This is a genomic window from Actinomadura rugatobispora (assembly GCF_042656285.1).
Lineage (GTDB): Bacteria > Actinomycetota > Actinomycetes > Streptosporangiales > Streptosporangiaceae > Spirillospora > Spirillospora rugatobispora.
In genome coordinates this window covers 84,116-99,654 of sequence record NZ_JBHSON010000002.1, presented here as the reverse complement: position 1 = coordinate 99,654, position 15,539 = coordinate 84,116, and the positions used below count along the sequence as shown (strand labels likewise).

General features: G+C 72.2%; 15 protein-coding genes. 2 read left to right on the top strand and 13 right to left on the bottom strand.

The genetic code is table 11. The features are described 5' to 3' along the window. Positions 1 to 3: 3 nt before the first annotated feature. Genes ACFPZN_RS01715 through ACFPZN_RS01680 form a run of 8 tightly spaced genes read right to left on the bottom strand, consistent with a single transcriptional unit; the run spans position 4 to position 6,926 of the window. Positions 4 to 633 (bottom strand): LysE family translocator, encoded by a 630-nt coding sequence (locus ACFPZN_RS01715; RefSeq protein ID WP_378279389.1) that lies wholly within the window; start codon positions 631 to 633, stop codon positions 4 to 6. Between the two features lie 39 nt (positions 634 to 672). Beyond that, positions 673 to 1,440: an SDR family NAD(P)-dependent oxidoreductase gene (locus ACFPZN_RS01710; protein ID WP_378279387.1), complete on the bottom strand. Its 768-nt coding sequence runs from the start codon at positions 1,438 to 1,440 to the stop codon at positions 673 to 675. After that, positions 1,437 to 1,874 (bottom strand): nitroreductase family deazaflavin-dependent oxidoreductase, encoded by a 438-nt coding sequence (locus ACFPZN_RS01705; RefSeq protein ID WP_378279385.1) that lies wholly within the window; start codon positions 1,872 to 1,874, stop codon positions 1,437 to 1,439. The genes ACFPZN_RS01710 and ACFPZN_RS01705 overlap by 4 nt, the downstream gene beginning before the upstream one ends. A gap of 23 nt (positions 1,875 to 1,897) precedes the next feature. Continuing rightward, positions 1,898 to 2,659, bottom strand: a complete 762-nt coding sequence (locus ACFPZN_RS01700; protein ID WP_378279383.1) for a sugar phosphate isomerase/epimerase family protein — start codon at positions 2,657 to 2,659, stop codon at positions 1,898 to 1,900. Between the two features lies 1 nt (position 2,660). Continuing rightward, positions 2,661 to 3,662 carry a TIGR03621 family F420-dependent LLM class oxidoreductase gene (locus tag ACFPZN_RS01695; RefSeq protein WP_378279381.1) on the bottom strand — a complete coding sequence of 334 codons (1,002 nt, stop codon included), beginning with the start codon at positions 3,660 to 3,662 and terminating at the stop codon, positions 2,661 to 2,663. Further along, entirely contained in the window at positions 3,659 to 4,855 is a 1,197-nt protein-coding gene (locus ACFPZN_RS01690) for a DUF1214 domain-containing protein (protein WP_378279379.1), read from the bottom strand. The genes ACFPZN_RS01695 and ACFPZN_RS01690 overlap by 4 nt, the downstream gene beginning before the upstream one ends. Before the next feature lie 5 nt (positions 4,856 to 4,860). Next, positions 4,861 to 6,003: a sulfotransferase family protein gene (locus ACFPZN_RS01685; RefSeq protein WP_378279377.1), complete on the bottom strand. Its 1,143-nt coding sequence runs from the start codon at positions 6,001 to 6,003 to the stop codon at positions 4,861 to 4,863. A gap of 5 nt (positions 6,004 to 6,008) precedes the next feature. After that, the gene (locus ACFPZN_RS01680) at positions 6,009 to 6,926 is read right to left on the bottom strand and encodes an NAD-dependent epimerase/dehydratase family protein (protein ID WP_378279375.1); all 918 of its coding nucleotides are present in this window, start codon (positions 6,924 to 6,926) and stop codon (positions 6,009 to 6,011) included. 85 nt (positions 6,927 to 7,011) lie between these two features. Here ACFPZN_RS01680 and ACFPZN_RS01675 point away from each other — a divergent pair, with 85 nt between their 5' ends. Together ACFPZN_RS01675 and ACFPZN_RS01670 are read left to right on the top strand one after the other, a co-directional pair. Beyond that, a complete protein-coding gene (locus tag ACFPZN_RS01675; protein ID WP_378279373.1) occupies positions 7,012 to 7,914 on the top strand; it encodes an acyl-CoA thioesterase in 903 nt (300 codons plus the stop codon). A gap of 20 nt (positions 7,915 to 7,934) precedes the next feature. Continuing rightward, positions 7,935 to 8,510, top strand: coding sequence for a VOC family protein (locus ACFPZN_RS01670; RefSeq protein WP_378279371.1), 576 nt, complete (start codon positions 7,935 to 7,937; stop codon positions 8,508 to 8,510). A gap of 23 nt (positions 8,511 to 8,533) precedes the next feature. Here the strand turns inward: ACFPZN_RS01670 and ACFPZN_RS01665 are convergent, their stop codons facing one another. The 5 genes from ACFPZN_RS01665 to ACFPZN_RS01645 all read right to left on the bottom strand — a co-directional run bounded on the left by ACFPZN_RS01665 (position 8,534) and on the right by ACFPZN_RS01645 (position 15,382). Beyond that, positions 8,534 to 9,202 carry a GntR family transcriptional regulator gene (locus ACFPZN_RS01665; protein WP_378279369.1) on the bottom strand — a complete coding sequence of 223 codons (669 nt, stop codon included), beginning with the start codon at positions 9,200 to 9,202 and terminating at the stop codon, positions 8,534 to 8,536. Between the two features lie 143 nt (positions 9,203 to 9,345). Next, the gene (gene cysN, locus ACFPZN_RS01660) at positions 9,346 to 11,271 is read right to left on the bottom strand and encodes a sulfate adenylyltransferase subunit CysN (RefSeq protein ID WP_378279367.1); all 1,926 of its coding nucleotides are present in this window, start codon (positions 11,269 to 11,271) and stop codon (positions 9,346 to 9,348) included. Further along, a complete protein-coding gene (gene cysD / locus ACFPZN_RS01655) occupies positions 11,271 to 12,170 on the bottom strand; it encodes a sulfate adenylyltransferase subunit CysD (RefSeq protein WP_378279365.1) in 900 nt (299 codons plus the stop codon). The genes cysN and cysD overlap by 1 nt, the downstream gene beginning before the upstream one ends. 741 nt (positions 12,171 to 12,911) lie before the next feature. Next, positions 12,912 to 14,279 carry an NtaA/DmoA family FMN-dependent monooxygenase gene (locus tag ACFPZN_RS01650; protein WP_378279363.1) on the bottom strand — a complete coding sequence of 456 codons (1,368 nt, stop codon included), beginning with the start codon at positions 14,277 to 14,279 and terminating at the stop codon, positions 12,912 to 12,914. Next, entirely contained in the window at positions 14,276 to 15,382 is a 1,107-nt protein-coding gene (locus ACFPZN_RS01645; protein ID WP_378279361.1) for an LLM class flavin-dependent oxidoreductase, read from the bottom strand. The genes ACFPZN_RS01650 and ACFPZN_RS01645 overlap by 4 nt, the downstream gene beginning before the upstream one ends. Positions 15,383 to 15,539: the final 157 nt, after the last annotated feature.

Genomic DNA, 15,539 nt, shown 5'->3' with positions numbered 1-15,539 from the left:
CGGTCAGCTCTCGGCGGCGAGGGTGACGCCCATGCCGATGAACACGCTTCCGGTCGCCGCGTCGATCCTGCGGCGGACCGCCTTGCGGCCGCGCAGCCAGCCGCCGATCCGCCCGGCCAGGACGCCGACCGCGCCATCGGCCAGGAACTCCAGGACGATCAGGACTCCCCCGAGAATCGCGAACTGCAGCCAGACCGGCCCCGCGGCGGGGTCGATGAACTGCGGCAGGAAGGCGACCATGAACGTGAACGTCTGCGGGTTGGCCGCCGACGACACCACGCCGTTGAGGTAGGCGCGCCGGCCCGACATCCCGCCGGCCGCCGGATCGTCGTCCAGGCCGTTCCTCCGCTTGCGGATCATCTGCACGCCGAGGTGGATCAGGTACGCGGCACCCGCGATCCGCAGCACCGTGAACGCGACCGGGAAGGCCGTGAGCAGCGCGGCGAGCCCGGCGGCCGCGGCGGCGATGTACAGCGCGTCCCCCGTGATCACGCCGAGCGTGGCCAGCAGCCCGGCGCGGGCGCCGCCCCGCACCCCGCACCCGAGCACGAAGAGCATGTCGGGCCCCGGGGTGATGAGGGCGACGATGGTGGTCACCGTGAACACGGCGAGCAGCTGCGGGTCGATCGGCATTCCCTGATGATCTCACCCTCCCGCCCGTTGCGCCCGCGCTCAGCGCATGGTCGCGCCGCCGTCCACGCTGAGGATCTGGCCGTTGACCCAGGCGGCGTCGTCGGAGAGCAGGAAGGCGACGGCGGCGGCGATGTCCGCGGGTTCGCCGAGCCGGGTGGACGGCAGCGCGGCGAGGGAGCGTTCCAGGACGGTCGTGTCCCCGGCGGCGCGGGCGAGGACGCCCTCGGTCAGGACGTGGCCGGGCGCCACGACGTTGGAGCGGACGCGCTGCTTGCCGTAGGCGTGGGCGACGTGCCGCGACAGCGACAGGATCCCGCCCTTCGACATCGCGTACGCGCCGCGCCCCGACGTGCCGGTGACGGCCGCCGCCGACGCGGTGTACACGATGCTGCCGCCGCGCTCGCGCAGCTCGGGCAGGACGCGTCTCGTGACGAGGAGATGGCCGCGGAGATTCACCGCGATGGTGCGGTCGAAGACCTCCAGCGGCACCGCCGCGGGGTCGGCGTCCCGCCCGAGCGTGCCCGGCAACAGGTCGGCGGCGTTGACGTGGACGCCGTCGACGCGGCCGAAGGCGTCGAGCGTCCGCCGGACGAGCGCGTCGACCGACGGCTCGTCGGCGATGTCGAACGGCACGGCGATCGCGGAGGCGCCCTGCCCGATCCGGTCCGCGACCCGTTCCGCGTTCCCGGCGTCGAGGTCGCCGACGACGACCGACGCGCCCTCCTCGGCCAGCCGCACGGCGGTGGCGGCGCCGATCCCGGAACCGCCCCCGGCGACGATGCAGACCTTCCCGGCGAGGCCTCTCATCGCGGACTCAGCACCACGACGGGGATGATCCGGTCGGTGCGCGCCTGGTAGACGTCGTAGTTCGGCCACAGGCCGGTCATGATCTTCCAGAGGCGCGGTTTCTCGTCCTCCGCCGCGGTGCGCGCCGTGACCTGGAGGATCTCCCGCCTGACCTGGATCTCGGCCTCCGGGTCCGCCTGGAGGTTGAGGTACCAGTGCGGATGCTTCGGCGCGCCGCCGCGCGAGGCGACGAGCAGGTGATCGGCGCCGACGCGGCCGTAGATGATCGGGATCGTCCGCGGCAGGCCGCTGCGGCGGCCGGTGGTCGTCAGCAGCAGGGTGGGGGCGCCGTTCCAGATGTAGCCGACCTCGCCGCCGCTCTCGCGGTACGCGCGGACGTGGTTCTCGCCGAGGAGCGAGTAGTCGTGCTCGCCGGGGAAGTCGGGCTTTGTCATGACACTCCTGGTTCCACGGGGGCTCATCGCCAGTACCGGACGGTGGTCTCGAAGGCCAGTCTCGAGAATTCGGGGACGGGGAGCTCGCGCAGCCGGGCGTTGAGCACCTCGACGCTCACCAGACCCGACCAGCCCCGCTCCAGCAGGGTCGAGGCGAACCGGTCGAGCTCGAAGGTCCCGTCGCCGGGCATGACGCGGCGGTGCATCGTCTCCTTCATCGCGCCGTCCGACACCGCGGGCGGGGCGTCGTCGAACTGGACGTAGGCGATCCGGTCGAGCGGCACCCGCTCCAGCTGCTCCCAGGTGCCGTCCCCGCGGAAGAAGTGCCAGGAGTCGATCAGCACCCCGGCCCTGGCGGCGCCGGCGGCCTCGACCACGTCCAGGGCGGCGGAGATCGAGGTGACCGCGCCGAGCGGGCTGAACTCGACCGCCATTCCCGTGCCGGCCTCGGCGAGCACCTCCGCGCATCGCCGGATCAGCGGGGCGGTGGTTCCGTCCAGCGGCACTGTGAACGTGGTCAGCACCCACGGCGCCTTCACGGCCGCCGCCGCCTCGGCGAGCCGGCGCGTGTGGCGCAGCGTGGACTCCTCGTCGCCGGTCACCACCAGGGCCAGCACCTCGTGGCACCGCAATCCGGCATCGGCCAGTGCCCTCGCGCAGGCGGCATCGGCATGCCGGGCGAGCATTCCGACGGCGGAGAAACCGGCGCCGGCGGGCGCCGCGGCAAGGCCCGCGCCGTCGACGTCCCACGTGCCGTCCGGGGTCAGCGCGAAATCGATCGTCATGTCACCGCCCCGACAGCCGTTCGATGACCGGTGCCAGCGATTCGGGCCTCGCCCCGATCGGGGCCATGAGATAGCTGATCCCGAAGCGCTCCCGGGTCAGCAGGAGTCTCTCGCACACCTCGTCCAGCGTCCCGATCGCGAGCAGCGGCGAGGCGCGGAGCTCGTCCCGGGACGGGACCGCGTCGCCGAGCCGCCGGCCGAACCGCTGGAAGAAGACCTCGAAACGCTCGTCCGGGTCGTCGGTGATCGCCAGCTCCAGCAGCTGGGCGCCCAGTTCGATGTCGTCGAAGCGGTCCCCGGCGGCCTCCCGGATCCAGCCGATCCGCTCCTCGTAGGCGTCCGCGGTGAACGGGCGCGGCCCGCCCGCTCCGGCTCCCGTCGATCCGGTGCCCGCTCCCCCGAGAGGGCGGGGCAGGATCTGCACGATGTCGGCCTGGCGACCGGCGGCCGACAGCAGCCCGCGGCCGCCGCCGCCGATCATGATCGGCGGGTGCGGGCGCTGCACCGGCTTCGGCGTCCCGTCCAAGGCCGCGATGGTGACGTGCTTCCCGCCGAAGGTGAAGGGGCCCTCGGCGAACAGCCCCTTGAGGACGGCGACGACCTCCTCGAGCCGCTCGATCCGCGCCGGCGCCGAGTCGAAGGCGATGCCGGCCTGCTCGTACTCGGCACGCATCCAGCCGGCGCCGATCCCGATCTCCAGCCGGCCCTCGGACAGCACGTCCAGCGTGGCCAGTTCCTTGGCGAGCACGGCGGGGTGCCGGAAGTCCTGGTTCAGGACGGTCTGGGTGACCCGCACGGTGCTCGTCGCGTCGGCGACCGCCTGCAGGGCGAGCAGCGGGGCGAACGGCATCGTGAAATGGTCGGGCAGGGCGAAGGTCGCGTAGCCGAGCCGCTCGATGGTCCTGCCCGCCTCGACGAGCGCGGCGCGGTCGGGAAGCCTGCCCGGGCCGGCGCAGAACCGGAACGGCCGGACGGCGGCCGCGGCACGCCCGCTCCGCCTCACCAGATCCGCCGGAGCTGCGCGCCCTCACGCCGGGCGCGCAGCTGCTCCCGCCGCTCGGCCGGCGTCAGGACGGGCGTGCCGGACGGCAGGTGCTCGCGCACCTCGGCGAAGGGGACCCTGGTGACCGTGGCCTCCGGGTACGCGTTCGCCCGGTAGAAGCGCATCTGGATGATGCCCCAGCGGAAGTCCGCCTTGTCCAGCCAGTTGTGCACGCCCGGGTCCTGCTTGGAGATGACGACGCGGAGCGTGCCGTCGCCGTCGACGCGCGCCTGCAGGTCGTTGAGGCTCGACTGGCGATTCACCCAGTCGACGGTGGCGAAGCGGTCGTCGGCGACGAGGATCTGCCAGTAGTGGCACCGCTCGGGGAGGGGCACCTCGACGATCAGGGCCTCGTCGTCGCCGATCTCGTGGATCCCGTCGTAGTACGCCTGCTTCGCCAGCCCGCCCACATCCTCGATCCACTGGGAGCGCAGCAGGACGTTGATCCCGTGGTGCTCCCTGTAGTAGCGGACCAGCAGCATGTCGAACTCGATCATTCCCTGGATCCACACCGCCATGTCGGAGAAGCGGCGGGCGATCTCCTCGGGCGTCATGTCCTCGCCCGGATCGTCCAGGCGGTTGACCGCGACCCGGGCGTCCTCCTCGTGCTTCCAGTCGCACGAGCACTTGCGCATCAGCAGCCGCCGGGTGCGCGGGTCGAGCGGCCACCAGTCGCCGGTGTGGCCCTCGGGCCGCTCGGCGCTGACGATGACGCTGAAGTAGCCGTCGTCGCCGAGGGTGAGCTCGTCGAGGTCGTTGGTGACGCGCAGCGGCGGTCCGGTGCGCGGCTCGGTCAGGAGCTTCGGGGTGGTCATCTCCGGTTCCTGCTGCGTGATCTCCACGAAGCGGGTCGTCCCGCGGTACCCCGAGATCTGGTAGACGCCTTCCGGGTCGACCTCGATCATCGAGTACACGTAGTCGGGGTTGGGGCCGCCCTGGTTGCACGCGTAGTTCCACAGCGGCATGAACACGGGGCGGCGGGCGTCGGTGTACACCCGGCACATGTACCCGCAGGCGAGGATCGAGAGCGCGAGCTTGTTCATGTCCTGCACCTCGGCCTCGGTCGCGCCGTCCGGGCGCCAGGTGGCGAGGAGGTCGTCCACCACGCCTTCGAGGGCCTGCATCTGGTCGGACCAGGTCGGGAGTTCGCTCATCTTCGTCAGCCCTCCAGCGCGACGTCGAACCGGCGGATGTAGGCGTCGTAGTCGGAACGGATCTGACCGGTGCTGAGGCCGAACCGCTCGGCGGTGTACCGGTGGGTGCCGTGGGCGCCGACGCGGTTGGCCTCCTGCCAGTCGCGGATCGACTCCTCGACGGGCGGCGTGAGCTCCATGCCGAGCCAGTCGTACACGTCGCGGACGGTGCCCATGGGGTCGGCGATCAGCCGCCGGTGGTGGACGTCCAGGAACCGGTCCTCGCCGATGCGGGAGCGCGCTCCGATGGCGTGTTCCATGCCGATCCGCAGGTGGTCGCAGATCTCCCGGCCCAGCCTGGCCAGATCGCGCTCGCCGTCGGCGGGCGGGGTGATCGAGGAGACCAGGCTCGCGTACGACGGCACCACCTTGGCCGGGTCCCGGTGGGTCATGACGAAGCGGATGTCCGGATAGGCCGCCGCGAGCGCCTCCAGGTGGAACTTGTGGTGCGGTGCCTTGAACAGCCACAGGTCCGGCGGGCGGCGCGACCCCAGGAGCTTCACCACGCGCCGGTGGTAGCGGTAGGTCTCGGTGAGGTCGGCCTCCCGCCACCAGTCGCGGTAGCCGGGCACCGGCAGCACCATCTGCTGGCCGTGGAAGGCCATCCCGAGGAGGTCGGTGTCCTCCATCGTGGCGTCGAGCTCGAAGATGTGCATCGCGCGGTGCTCGGCCGACTGGTTCTCCCAGTCCCTGGCGAACTTCACGCGCCGCGGGTCGGCGGCCTCGTTCTCGCGGACCGGGGGCGGGCAGGGTCTGGCCTGCTCCCAGCCCCGCAGGCAGCGGAACCGGGGGTCGAGGGAGAGCATGTCGGCGAGCGCGGTCGTGCCCGTCCGCGGCAGGCCGTTGATGTCGACGGGGCCGCGCACGGCGACGTCCTCGACCTCGGGGTGCCCGGCGTACCACGCCTCGACCTCGAGCCGGTTGACCAGCCGCCTGCGGAAGTCCCCGATCACCTGCGCGTCGGCCTCCGGGCAGAGGTCGCCGTCGCGTTCCAGGCTGCCGAGCAGGACCTCGAGGCCCTCGCGGAAGTCCCCGGGGCCGAAGTCGGAACGACCGGCTTCCTCGATCGCCTCGGCCATCAGCCGTTCGGCCGTCGGATAGCGTCCCATCGGCCTCAGCCCGCCTTGACGCGGTCGGGGTAGAAGCGGGCGGCCATGCGGCGGAACCCGTCCCGCCAGTGCACCCGGCACGGACCGGTGATCGAGGACCGCCTGGTGTGGTCGCCGACGGAGCCGATCGACGCGCCGGGCACGGGCTCGACCACCACCTCGGCCTCGGTGCCGAGCAGCTCGGTGAAGTACGCCGACCACTGCTGCACGCTCACGGCCTCGTCCCCGGCCCAATTCACGATCGCGGCCGGCACGCCCGCCGCGTCGAGCAGCGGCTCCAGCTGGGCGCCGATGTCGTCGTCGTGGATCGGCGTGTAGGGCAGCGGATCCCAGCGGGCCGTCACCTTCTGACCCGCGGCGATGGCGTGCAGGTAGGAGGCGGGGAGGCCGCCGCGGTCGCCGTAGGCGCTGCCCATGCGGGCGATCGTGACGGGGAGGTCGAACGCCCGGGCGCAGTAGCGCGCCACGGCCTCTTCGGCGATCTTACCGATCGAGTACGGCTTCGGATGCGGCAGCCCGGCGTCGCCCAGCGGGTCGTCCTCGGCGAAGGGGTGCCAGGGATCGGGGTGCGGCTTGTACACGGTGACCGTCGACATCACCAGGGCGGCCTTCGCGCGGCGGCAGTGCGCGAGCAGGAGCCCCGTGCCCTCCGCGTTCACCCGCAGGGCCCGCTCGTAGTCGTCGCCGAAGTCGGCGGCGATGTGCAGGAGGTAGGTGAAGTCGGACGGAAGGTCGCCGAAGTCGCCGCCGCCGATGTCGACGGCGCGGGTCGTCACCCCCAGCGCCTCGACCTCCGCGCGGGTCGCGGGGTCGCCGAAGCGGGCGATCCCCCAGACCTCGTTCGCGGCGGCGAGGGACCGGGCGAGGCCGAACGCGATACGCCCGGCGGGCCCGGTCACCAGGATCTTCTCACCGCTCAGCATGGGACCACCGGACGAGACCACCGCATGAGACCGCCTTTGATCTTTGAGCTTTGATCTTTGATCCAACTTGCGCCACAATAACAGGGTGCTCACCGATATCGGCAACCCCCTCGGGCCGGCGATCCTCGCCTCGCTCGACGGCATCCTCGCGGCGCTGCGGCTGCGACCGGCCGGAGACGACAGGTTCCGGGTGCCGTCCGAGCCCGGACGGTTACAGGACCGCGTCTTCGGCGGTCAGCTCCTCGCGCAGGCGCTGCTCGCGGCGGACGCGACGGTGTCCGGGAAGGCCCCGCACTCCCTGCACGCCGCCTTCGTCGAGGCCGGCGCACCCGGCCGTACGGTCGACCTGGCGGTGGAGCGCGTGCGCGACGGGCGGTCGGTGTCGACTCGCCGGGTGACGGTGCTCCAGGAGGACCGGCCGCGGCTGGTCGCGATCGTCTCCTTCCACGCCGGCGCCACCGAGCCGGACGTCCACGCCGCGCCACCCGACGTTCCGCGCCCGGAGGAACTACCGCTGCTCCAGCACTGGGCACAGGCACTCCCCGCCGAGCAGCGGGAGGCGGGCCGCAGCTGGATCGACCGGCCGCCTCCCCTGGAGATGCGCATCGGCGAGGCGCCGACCTTCCTCGGAGGCGCCTCGGCGGACGGGCCCCGGTCGCACTGGATGCGGCTCCCGCGCGACATCGGCGACGACCGGGCGCTGCACTCCGCGCTCCTCGCCTACGCCAGCGACTTCCTTCTCATGGACATGGCCTTCCGCTCCCACCCCGGCGGGACCGGGGTGGGCAGGCTCACCGGCTACAGCCTCGATCACGCCCTCTGGCTCCACCGGCCGGTCCACTTCGACCGCTGGCACCTCCACACGCAGGAGACGATCGCCCTCACCGGCGACCGCGGCCTCACGCGAGGCGCCATCCACGACTCCGACGGGCGTCTCGTGGCGAGCGTGACGCAGGAGGTACTCGTCCGGCCCCTGACGGCACGATGAACGGGACAGGTCACGACGCGATGGGCGAAACGGCGCACCCACTGTTCGACCAGGATTGGCCGGAGGGCGAATACCGGTTCTTCCAGCTCGGCTTCCTCGTCGACGATCTCCTGGACGCCGCGGCGACGTGGGCCCGCGTCTTCGGCGTCGGCCCCTTCCACGTCCTGCCGGTCGTCGACCAGCACGCGACGTACCGCGGGAAAGCGGCGACGGTGACCCTCCAGGTCGCGGTGGCGCAGGCGGGTCCGGTGCAGATCGAACTCGTCCGGCAGCACTGCGACCGCCCCAGCATCTTCCGGGAATGGCACCGCGGCCGGGTCTCCGGGCTCCACCAGCTGTGCACCGTGACCGAGGACTACGAGGGCAAGAGGGCGCACTACGAGCGGCTGGGCTACGAACTCGCCGCAGAGAGCGACAACGGGAGCTTCCGCGTCGCCTACTTCGACACCGCCGCCGACTTCGGCTTCTTCACCGAGGTGGTCGAGCACACGCCGGGCTTCCTCGTGCGGCTGGACCGCATCGCGCGGACCTGCGCGGCGTGGGACGGCACCGACCCCGTCCGCCTGCTCACACGCGACGGCTACCGGGTCCCCTGAAGCACGTCCGGCGCCGCCAGTGATCAGGCGCCGCTGAGGACGCCGCGCCGCTCGAGTTCCGCCACGACCCGCCTGCCGGCGTCCCGGAAGTCCTCCAGCCGGTGCCGGGCCGCCTCCTCGCCGTCGCCGGCGACGATGGCGCGCACCACGAGGTCGTGCGCCTCGACGGTCCTGGCGTGGCTGCGGCCCGCGCCGACCCGGAACGCCTGGGGCAGGTATCCGTGGTAGGAGCGCAGTTCGGCGCGCAGCCGGCGCGACCCGCCGGCCCGCTGCTCCAGCGTGATGATCTGCTGCACCAGCTCGAAGACGCGGTCCCGGTCCTCGGGGTCGGCCGAGCGCAGCTCCTCGACGAGGCCCTGGAGGGCGGCGATGGTCTCGGTGTCCTGCTTCTCGGCGAGCCGGCGCACCGCGATGCCGCTCAGCACCCCCATGATCTCGAAGTCGTCCATGATCGACTCGGCGTCGAAGGGTTCGACGTAGACGCCGCGGTGGTACTTGGTCGAGACGATCCCGTCCCGTTCGAGCATCACGATCGCCTCGCGGACGGGGAGGCGGCTGACGCCGAGCGCCTCGCAGACCTCGTCCAGGTCGATCCGGTCACCCGACTTGAGCCTTCCCTCGAAGAGCTCCTCGAGCACGTAGTCGACGACGACAGCACGTGTCTTCGTTCGAACGAGACGGCGCTGTTGCACGTTCGCAGTTGCCTTCCACTCGCACACCCCGAGGGTGCTGGGCGGTTACGGCGGACAGCTGTCATCGTAGCGGGCCGGGTGACACGCCGGCCTGCGCCTTTCCCGGTCGCGATCAAGGAGTCGTGCCGGGGACGGCGGCACCCTCAGCGGTCGTCCGCGGGCGGTTGGAGCAGCCCGGCGCGGCGGAGGTGCTCGACGACGAGGCCGGCGTTGTCCTCGGCCGGCACCGTCCCGCCGGCGTCGAGGCGCAGCTCCGGCGCCTCGGGCGCTTCGTACGGCGAGTCGATGCCGGTGAAGTTCACGAGCTCGCCGCGGCGTGCCTTGGCGTACAGGCCCTTGCGATCACGGCCCTCGGCGACCTCGAGCGGGGCGTCGACGTGCACCTCGACGAACTCGCCGTCCCCGAGCAGCTCGCGGGCCAGCCGGCGCTCGGCGCGGAACGGGGAGATGAACGAGGCGAGCACGATCACCCCCGCGTCGACCAGCAGCCTGCACACCTCGGCGACCCGGCGGACGTTCTCGACCCGGTCGGCGTCGGTGAAGCCGAGGTCCTTGTTGAGCCCGTGGCGCACGTTGTCGCCGTCGAGCAGGTAGGTGTGGAACCCCTGCTCGTGGAGCCTGCGCTCGACCAGGTTGGCGATGGTGGACTTCCCGGCGCCGGACAGGCCGGTGAACCAGACGAGGGCCGGCCTCTGGCCCTTGATCCGGGCGCGGGACCGCTTGTCGACGTCGACCGCCTGCCAGTGGACGTTGTGCGCGCGGCGGAGCGCGAAGTCGATGAGCCCCGCGCCCACCGTGTCGTTGGTGAAGCGGTCGATGAGGACGAAGCCGCCCATGTCGCGGTCGTCGGCATAGGGGTCGAAGGCGATCGGCCGGTCGAGATTGATGGTCGCGACGCCGATCTCGTTCAGTTCGAGCGTCTTGGCGGCGGTGCGTTCGAGGGTGTTGACGTTGACGCGGTACTTCGGGCGCGCGATGCTCGCGCCGGTGGTGCGGGTGCCCATCTTGAGCAGGTAGGGGCGGCCGGGCAGCATCGGCCGCTCGCTCATCCAGACCAGATGGCACTCGAACTGGTCCGCGACGGCGGGCGGGTCCGTGGCGGCGGCGATGACGTCGCCGCGGCTGGCGTCGACCTCGTCGGCGAGGGTCAGCGTCACCGACCGCCCCGCGGCGGCCTCGTCGAGATCGCCGTCGTAGGTCACGATGCGCGCGACCGTCGACTCGCGGCCCGAGGGCAGCACCCGGACCCGGTCCCCGGTGCGGACGGCGCCGCCCAGGACCCGGCCGGAGAAGCCGCGGAAGTCCAGGTCGGGCCGGTTGACCCACTGCACCGGCATCCGGAACGGACGGCCCTTGGGCTCGTCGTCGATGACGACGGTCTCCAGATGGCCGACGAGCGTGGGGCCGTCGTACCAGGGCGTGTTGGGGCTGGGCTCGGTGACGTTGTCACCGCGCAGGGCGGACATCGGGACGCAGGTGATGTCGGTCAGCCCGATGCTCGCGGCGAAGCCGCGGTAGTCCGCCTCGATGGCCTCGAAGACCTGCCGCGAGTAGCCCTCCAGGTCGAGCTTGTTGACCGCGAGGACGACCTGGCGGATGCCGAGCAGCGAGACGAGGTAGCTGTGGCGGCGGGTCTGGGTCAGCACGCCCTTGCGCGCGTCGACGAGGATCACGGCGAGGTCCGCGGTGGAGGCGCCCGTGACCATGTTGCGCGTGTACTGCTCGTGGCCGGGGGTGTCGGCCACGATGAACTTGCGCTTCCCGGTGGAGAAGAACCGGTAGGCGACGTCGATGGTGATGCCCTGCTCGCGCTCGGCGGCGAGACCGTCGACGAGCAGGGCGAAGTCGAGCTCGCCGCCCTGGGTGCCGACCTTCCTGGAGTCGGCCTCCAAGGCGGAGAGCTGGTCTTCGAAGACCAGCTTGGAGTCGTAGAGGAGCCGCCCGATCAGCGTGCTCTTGCCGTCGTCGACGCTGCCGCAGGTGATGAACCGCAGCATGGACTTGCGCTCGTGCTGCGCCAGGTAGGACTCGATGTCGCCCGCGATGAGGTCGGAGCTGGCGTGCGCCATCAGAAGTAGCCCTCCTGCTTCTTCTTCTCCATCGACCCGGCCGAGTCGTGGTCGATGGCGCGGCCCTGGCGTTCCGACGTCGTGGTCAGCAGCATCTCCTGGATGATCTCGGGAAGCGTCGACGCGGTGCTCTCGACGGCACCGCTGAGCGGGTAGCAGCCGAGGGTGCGGAAGCGGACGCTGCGCATCCGGGGCTCCTCGCCCGGGTGCAGGCGCATGCGGTCGTCGTCGGCCATCACCAGCATCCCGTCGCGCTCGACGACCGGGCGGGGCTCGGCGTAGTAGAGCGGGACGATCGGGATGCCCTCCTTGTAGATGTACTGCCAGACGTCGAGTTCGGTCCAGTCCGACAGCGGGAAGACGCGCACGCTCTCCCCCGGGTGCTTGCGCGCGTTGTAGAGGCGCCACAGCTCCGGCCGCTGGGCCTTGGGGTCCCAGCGGTGCCGGTCCGAGCGGAAGGAGAAGACCCGCTCCTTCGCGCGCGACTTCTCCTCGTCCCGGCGCGCCCCGCCGAAGGCGAGGTCGAAACGGTGCAGGTCCAGCGCCTGTTTGAGCCCCTCGGTCTTCCACATGTCGGTGTGCAGCGCGGAGCCGTGGTCGAAGGGGTTGATGCCGCGCTCCAGGCACTCGGGGTTCTGGTGCACCAGCAGCTCCAGATCCAGCTCGGCCACCGTGGAGTCGCGGAAGTCGTACATCGCCCTGAACTTCCACGTCGTGTCGACGTGGAGCAGGGGGAACGGGGGCTTCGACGGGTGGAACGCCTTCATCGCCAGGTGCAGCATCACCGAGCTGTCCTTGCCGACCGAGTACAGCATCACCGGGCGCTCGGACTCGGCCGCGGCCTCGCGGAGGATCTGGATGCTCTCCGCCTCCAGCCGCTGCAGGTGGGTCAGCCGCATCGTGTTCGTCCGTGATCAGGCATGTCGCGAGTGTTCCCTTCTCCGCACCTCGGGGGAGCCCCGGCCCATCCCGAGCAAGGTAACAGATCAAAGATCAAAGATCCATGGACGCGCTACCGCCTGGTGGCGCCGCTGGGCTCACCGGGACGTGAAGCCCAGCTCGCCCGGGTTCATCGCGCCCGAGCGGCTGCGCGATGAGCCCGCCGGACCGGCGTCGGACCTGTGGTCGCCGGCCGCGCTCGGTGCGGCCCTCGCCGGGGAGGTCCCGTCGCCCGTCCGGGCGGGAGCGCCAGCGCTGCTGCTCGGGCGGCTGCTGGACAAGGATCCCGCGACGCGCATCGGAGGCCGGGGCCGCGCTGCGCCGCACCGCGGCGGGCGCCGTGGCGGCGAGCGTTCCCTTCACGCGCGGCCACGGCGCCGATCCCGAGGCCGACGGGCGGCCGTGGATCGTGATGGAGCTGCTGTCGGGCCGGTCCACGCGGGCCGCACGCCGTTCGCCAGGTCGACGGCGATGGGCGTGCTGGGCGCGGTAAGGACCCTGCCGACCGTCTCACCACCGCGCAGGCTCGGCGCGAGCTGGCCGGGCCCGCCACCCGGCCGCGTGGTGGCGGGACCTCCGGCGAGCGGACGTTCCGGGATTACGAGGCCGTCGTGGTCCTCCGTACCGGCAACCTGGTGTTATGGACGGCCGCCGCCCTGCGCACCGGATGCCCGGTGGCCTGAACGGCGGGCGGCACGTCCTCAAACGACCGGCGGCAGCCCGAGGTGTTCGCGCAGGGTCGTGCCCTCGTAGTGCGTACGGTACGCACCGCGCTCCTGCAGTTCCGGGACGAGCTTGTCGACGATCTCCTCCAACTGGGACGGGATCAGATGCGGGCCGATGTTGAACCCGTCCACCGCCCGGGTGCGAACGAACCGCGTCCACTCGTCCGCGACCTGTGACGGCGTGCCGACGAACCCGGAGTGCCGGGGCGCCACCTCGCGGGCCAGTTCCAGCAGCGACAGCCCGCGCTCTTCCGACAGTTCCCGCCAACGGGCGATGGTCCGGAACTTGCCGGTGCGCAGCTCGATCGGGATGGTGCCGCGGGACGGGTCGAGCTCGCCCTCGACGGGGTCGATGCCGGGCAGCGGCCCGTGCGGGTCGTAGCCGGACAGGTCGGTGCCCCAGTACTGCTCGAAGAACGCGATCGCGCGCACTGGTGACATCTGTTCATCGCGCACCCAGCGCGCCTTCTCCTCGGCCTCGCCGGGCGTGTCGCCGAGGATGACGCCCGCGCCGGGCAGGATCCGCACCGCGTCCACCGGGCGGCCGTGCCGGACCAGCCGTTCGCGCAGGTCGGCGGCGTAGGCGGCGGCCTTGGCATAGTCGGTGTTGGCGGAGAACACGACGTCGGCGTGGGCGGCGGCGAGCTCCCGCCCGCCGGCCGAGTCGCCCGCCTGGAACAGCACGGGGCGGCCCTGCCGACCGGCCGGGACGGTCGCCACCGCCCGGAAGTCCACGAGGTCGGTGTGCCGGGCGACCTCGCCGATCGAGCCGGGACGGGCCCAGCTCTTGGCGCCCCCGGAGTCGGCGACGGCGTCCGGCTCCCAGGAGGCCCACAGCGCCTTGGCGGCCTCGACGAACTGGGTCGCCCGCTCGTAGCGGCGTTCGTGCTCCAGCCAGCCGCCGCGCCGGAAGTTCTCCCCCGTCCAGGCGTTGTCGGTGGTGACGATGTTCCAGCCGGCCCGGCCGTCCGACAGCAGGTCCAGGCTCGCCAGCCGGCGGGCGAGGTCGGCGGGGTGGTTGTAGGTGGCGTTCTGGGTGGCGACGAGCCCGATCCGCTCGGTGGCGGCGGCGAGGGCGGACAGCTGCGTGATCGCGTCCGGGCGGCCGGAGATGTCCTGATCGTGGATCCTGCCGCGGTTCTCCCGGACCCGCTGGCCGTCGCCGAGGAAGAACGCGTCGAACAGGCCGCGCTCCAGCAGCCGCGCGACCTCGACGAACGTCTCGATCGCGACGTGGTCGGCGCAGGCCGGATCGGTCCAGATCAGCTGCGGTCCGACGCCGGGGTAGAAGACCCCGAGGTGGACCTGGGCGTTCGGGTCGTAGGGGGCGCCTGTCTCGGTCATCGGGCGGTCACCTCATTCCGCGGCCCGGCCTGTGCGGCGGCGAACCGATTCGCGGGCCGGGGCAGGCCGAGCGCGGCGCGGAGCGTCGCGCCCGGCTCGGGAGGCCGGTGCAGGCCCGCCGCCGCGAGCGCGGGCAGCACCGCACCGGCGAGTACCGGCAGGTCGGCGGCGAGGACGGCGGGACGCAGCCGCACCCCGTCCACAACGTCGGCGAGAGAGGACAGCAGGCGGGTGAGCTCCTCCGCCGTTCCGGTGAACCGGAGCCCACCGCCGTCCGGCCACGGCGTGTCCTCGTCCAGCAGAGCGGCCCGCTCGGCGGCCGTGGCACCGAGGACGACCTCGATCTCGGCGAACACCAGCGGGACGCCGGTCTCCCGGGCGCGTCCGGCCCGCTCCTCGATCGCGCCGGGATCCGGTGCGGCGACCAGAGCGATGTCGGCGCGCCCACCGAGGCCCAGCGTGTCGGGGGCCAGCACCACGACCTGGCCTTGCGGTGGCCGGGGCGTGATCAGCGGGCCCTTGACCGTGAACGTCGCACCCTCGAAGTCGACGTGGTGCACCTTGTCAGCGTCCAGGTAGCGCCCGGACGCTGCGTCCCGGATGACCGCGTCGTCCTCCCAGGAGTCCCAGAGCAGCCGGGACACCTCGACCACGTCGAGCACCTCCCGCCGCAGTGCCTCAGGAGCGGGCGGCTCGGCGCCGATCGTCGCGAACGCGTCCGGGTCGGCGGCGGCGCCCACGATCCATGCCGCACGGCCTCGGCTCGCGTGATCGAGGCTCGCGAGCTGGGTGGCGGTGTGGAAGGGCTCCGTCGTGGTGGCGTGCAGGGTGGGCGCCAGGCCGATCCGGCCGGTGACGGTCGCGGCGAACGCCGCGCGGGTGCCCGCCTCCAGCCGACCCGCGGCGTTCGGGCCGCCGGACGGGGGCAGCGGTCCGTCGTCGAACGTCACCAGCGCGAACCCCGCCCGTTCCGCTTCGGTCACCGTCGCGCGCAGCGCGCTCCCGGTGAACACGGCGCCGGGCGGGCGGCCCGAGTGCCGCCACGCGGCGGGGTGGGCGCCGTCCCCGTCCAGGTCGATGGCGAGGTGCAGAGGCCTGGTCATCCGAGCGTGCCCGGCGCGGTTGCGGATGCCCGAAGGCTCGACGTTCTCACTGAAAGGCTCTCCTCGTCAGCTGCCGACCACACGGCCCACGGCGGGACCCGGCAGGGGTGTCCGCCGACACGGTAGGCACCAAGCAGGTTACCCGTCAATACCTACC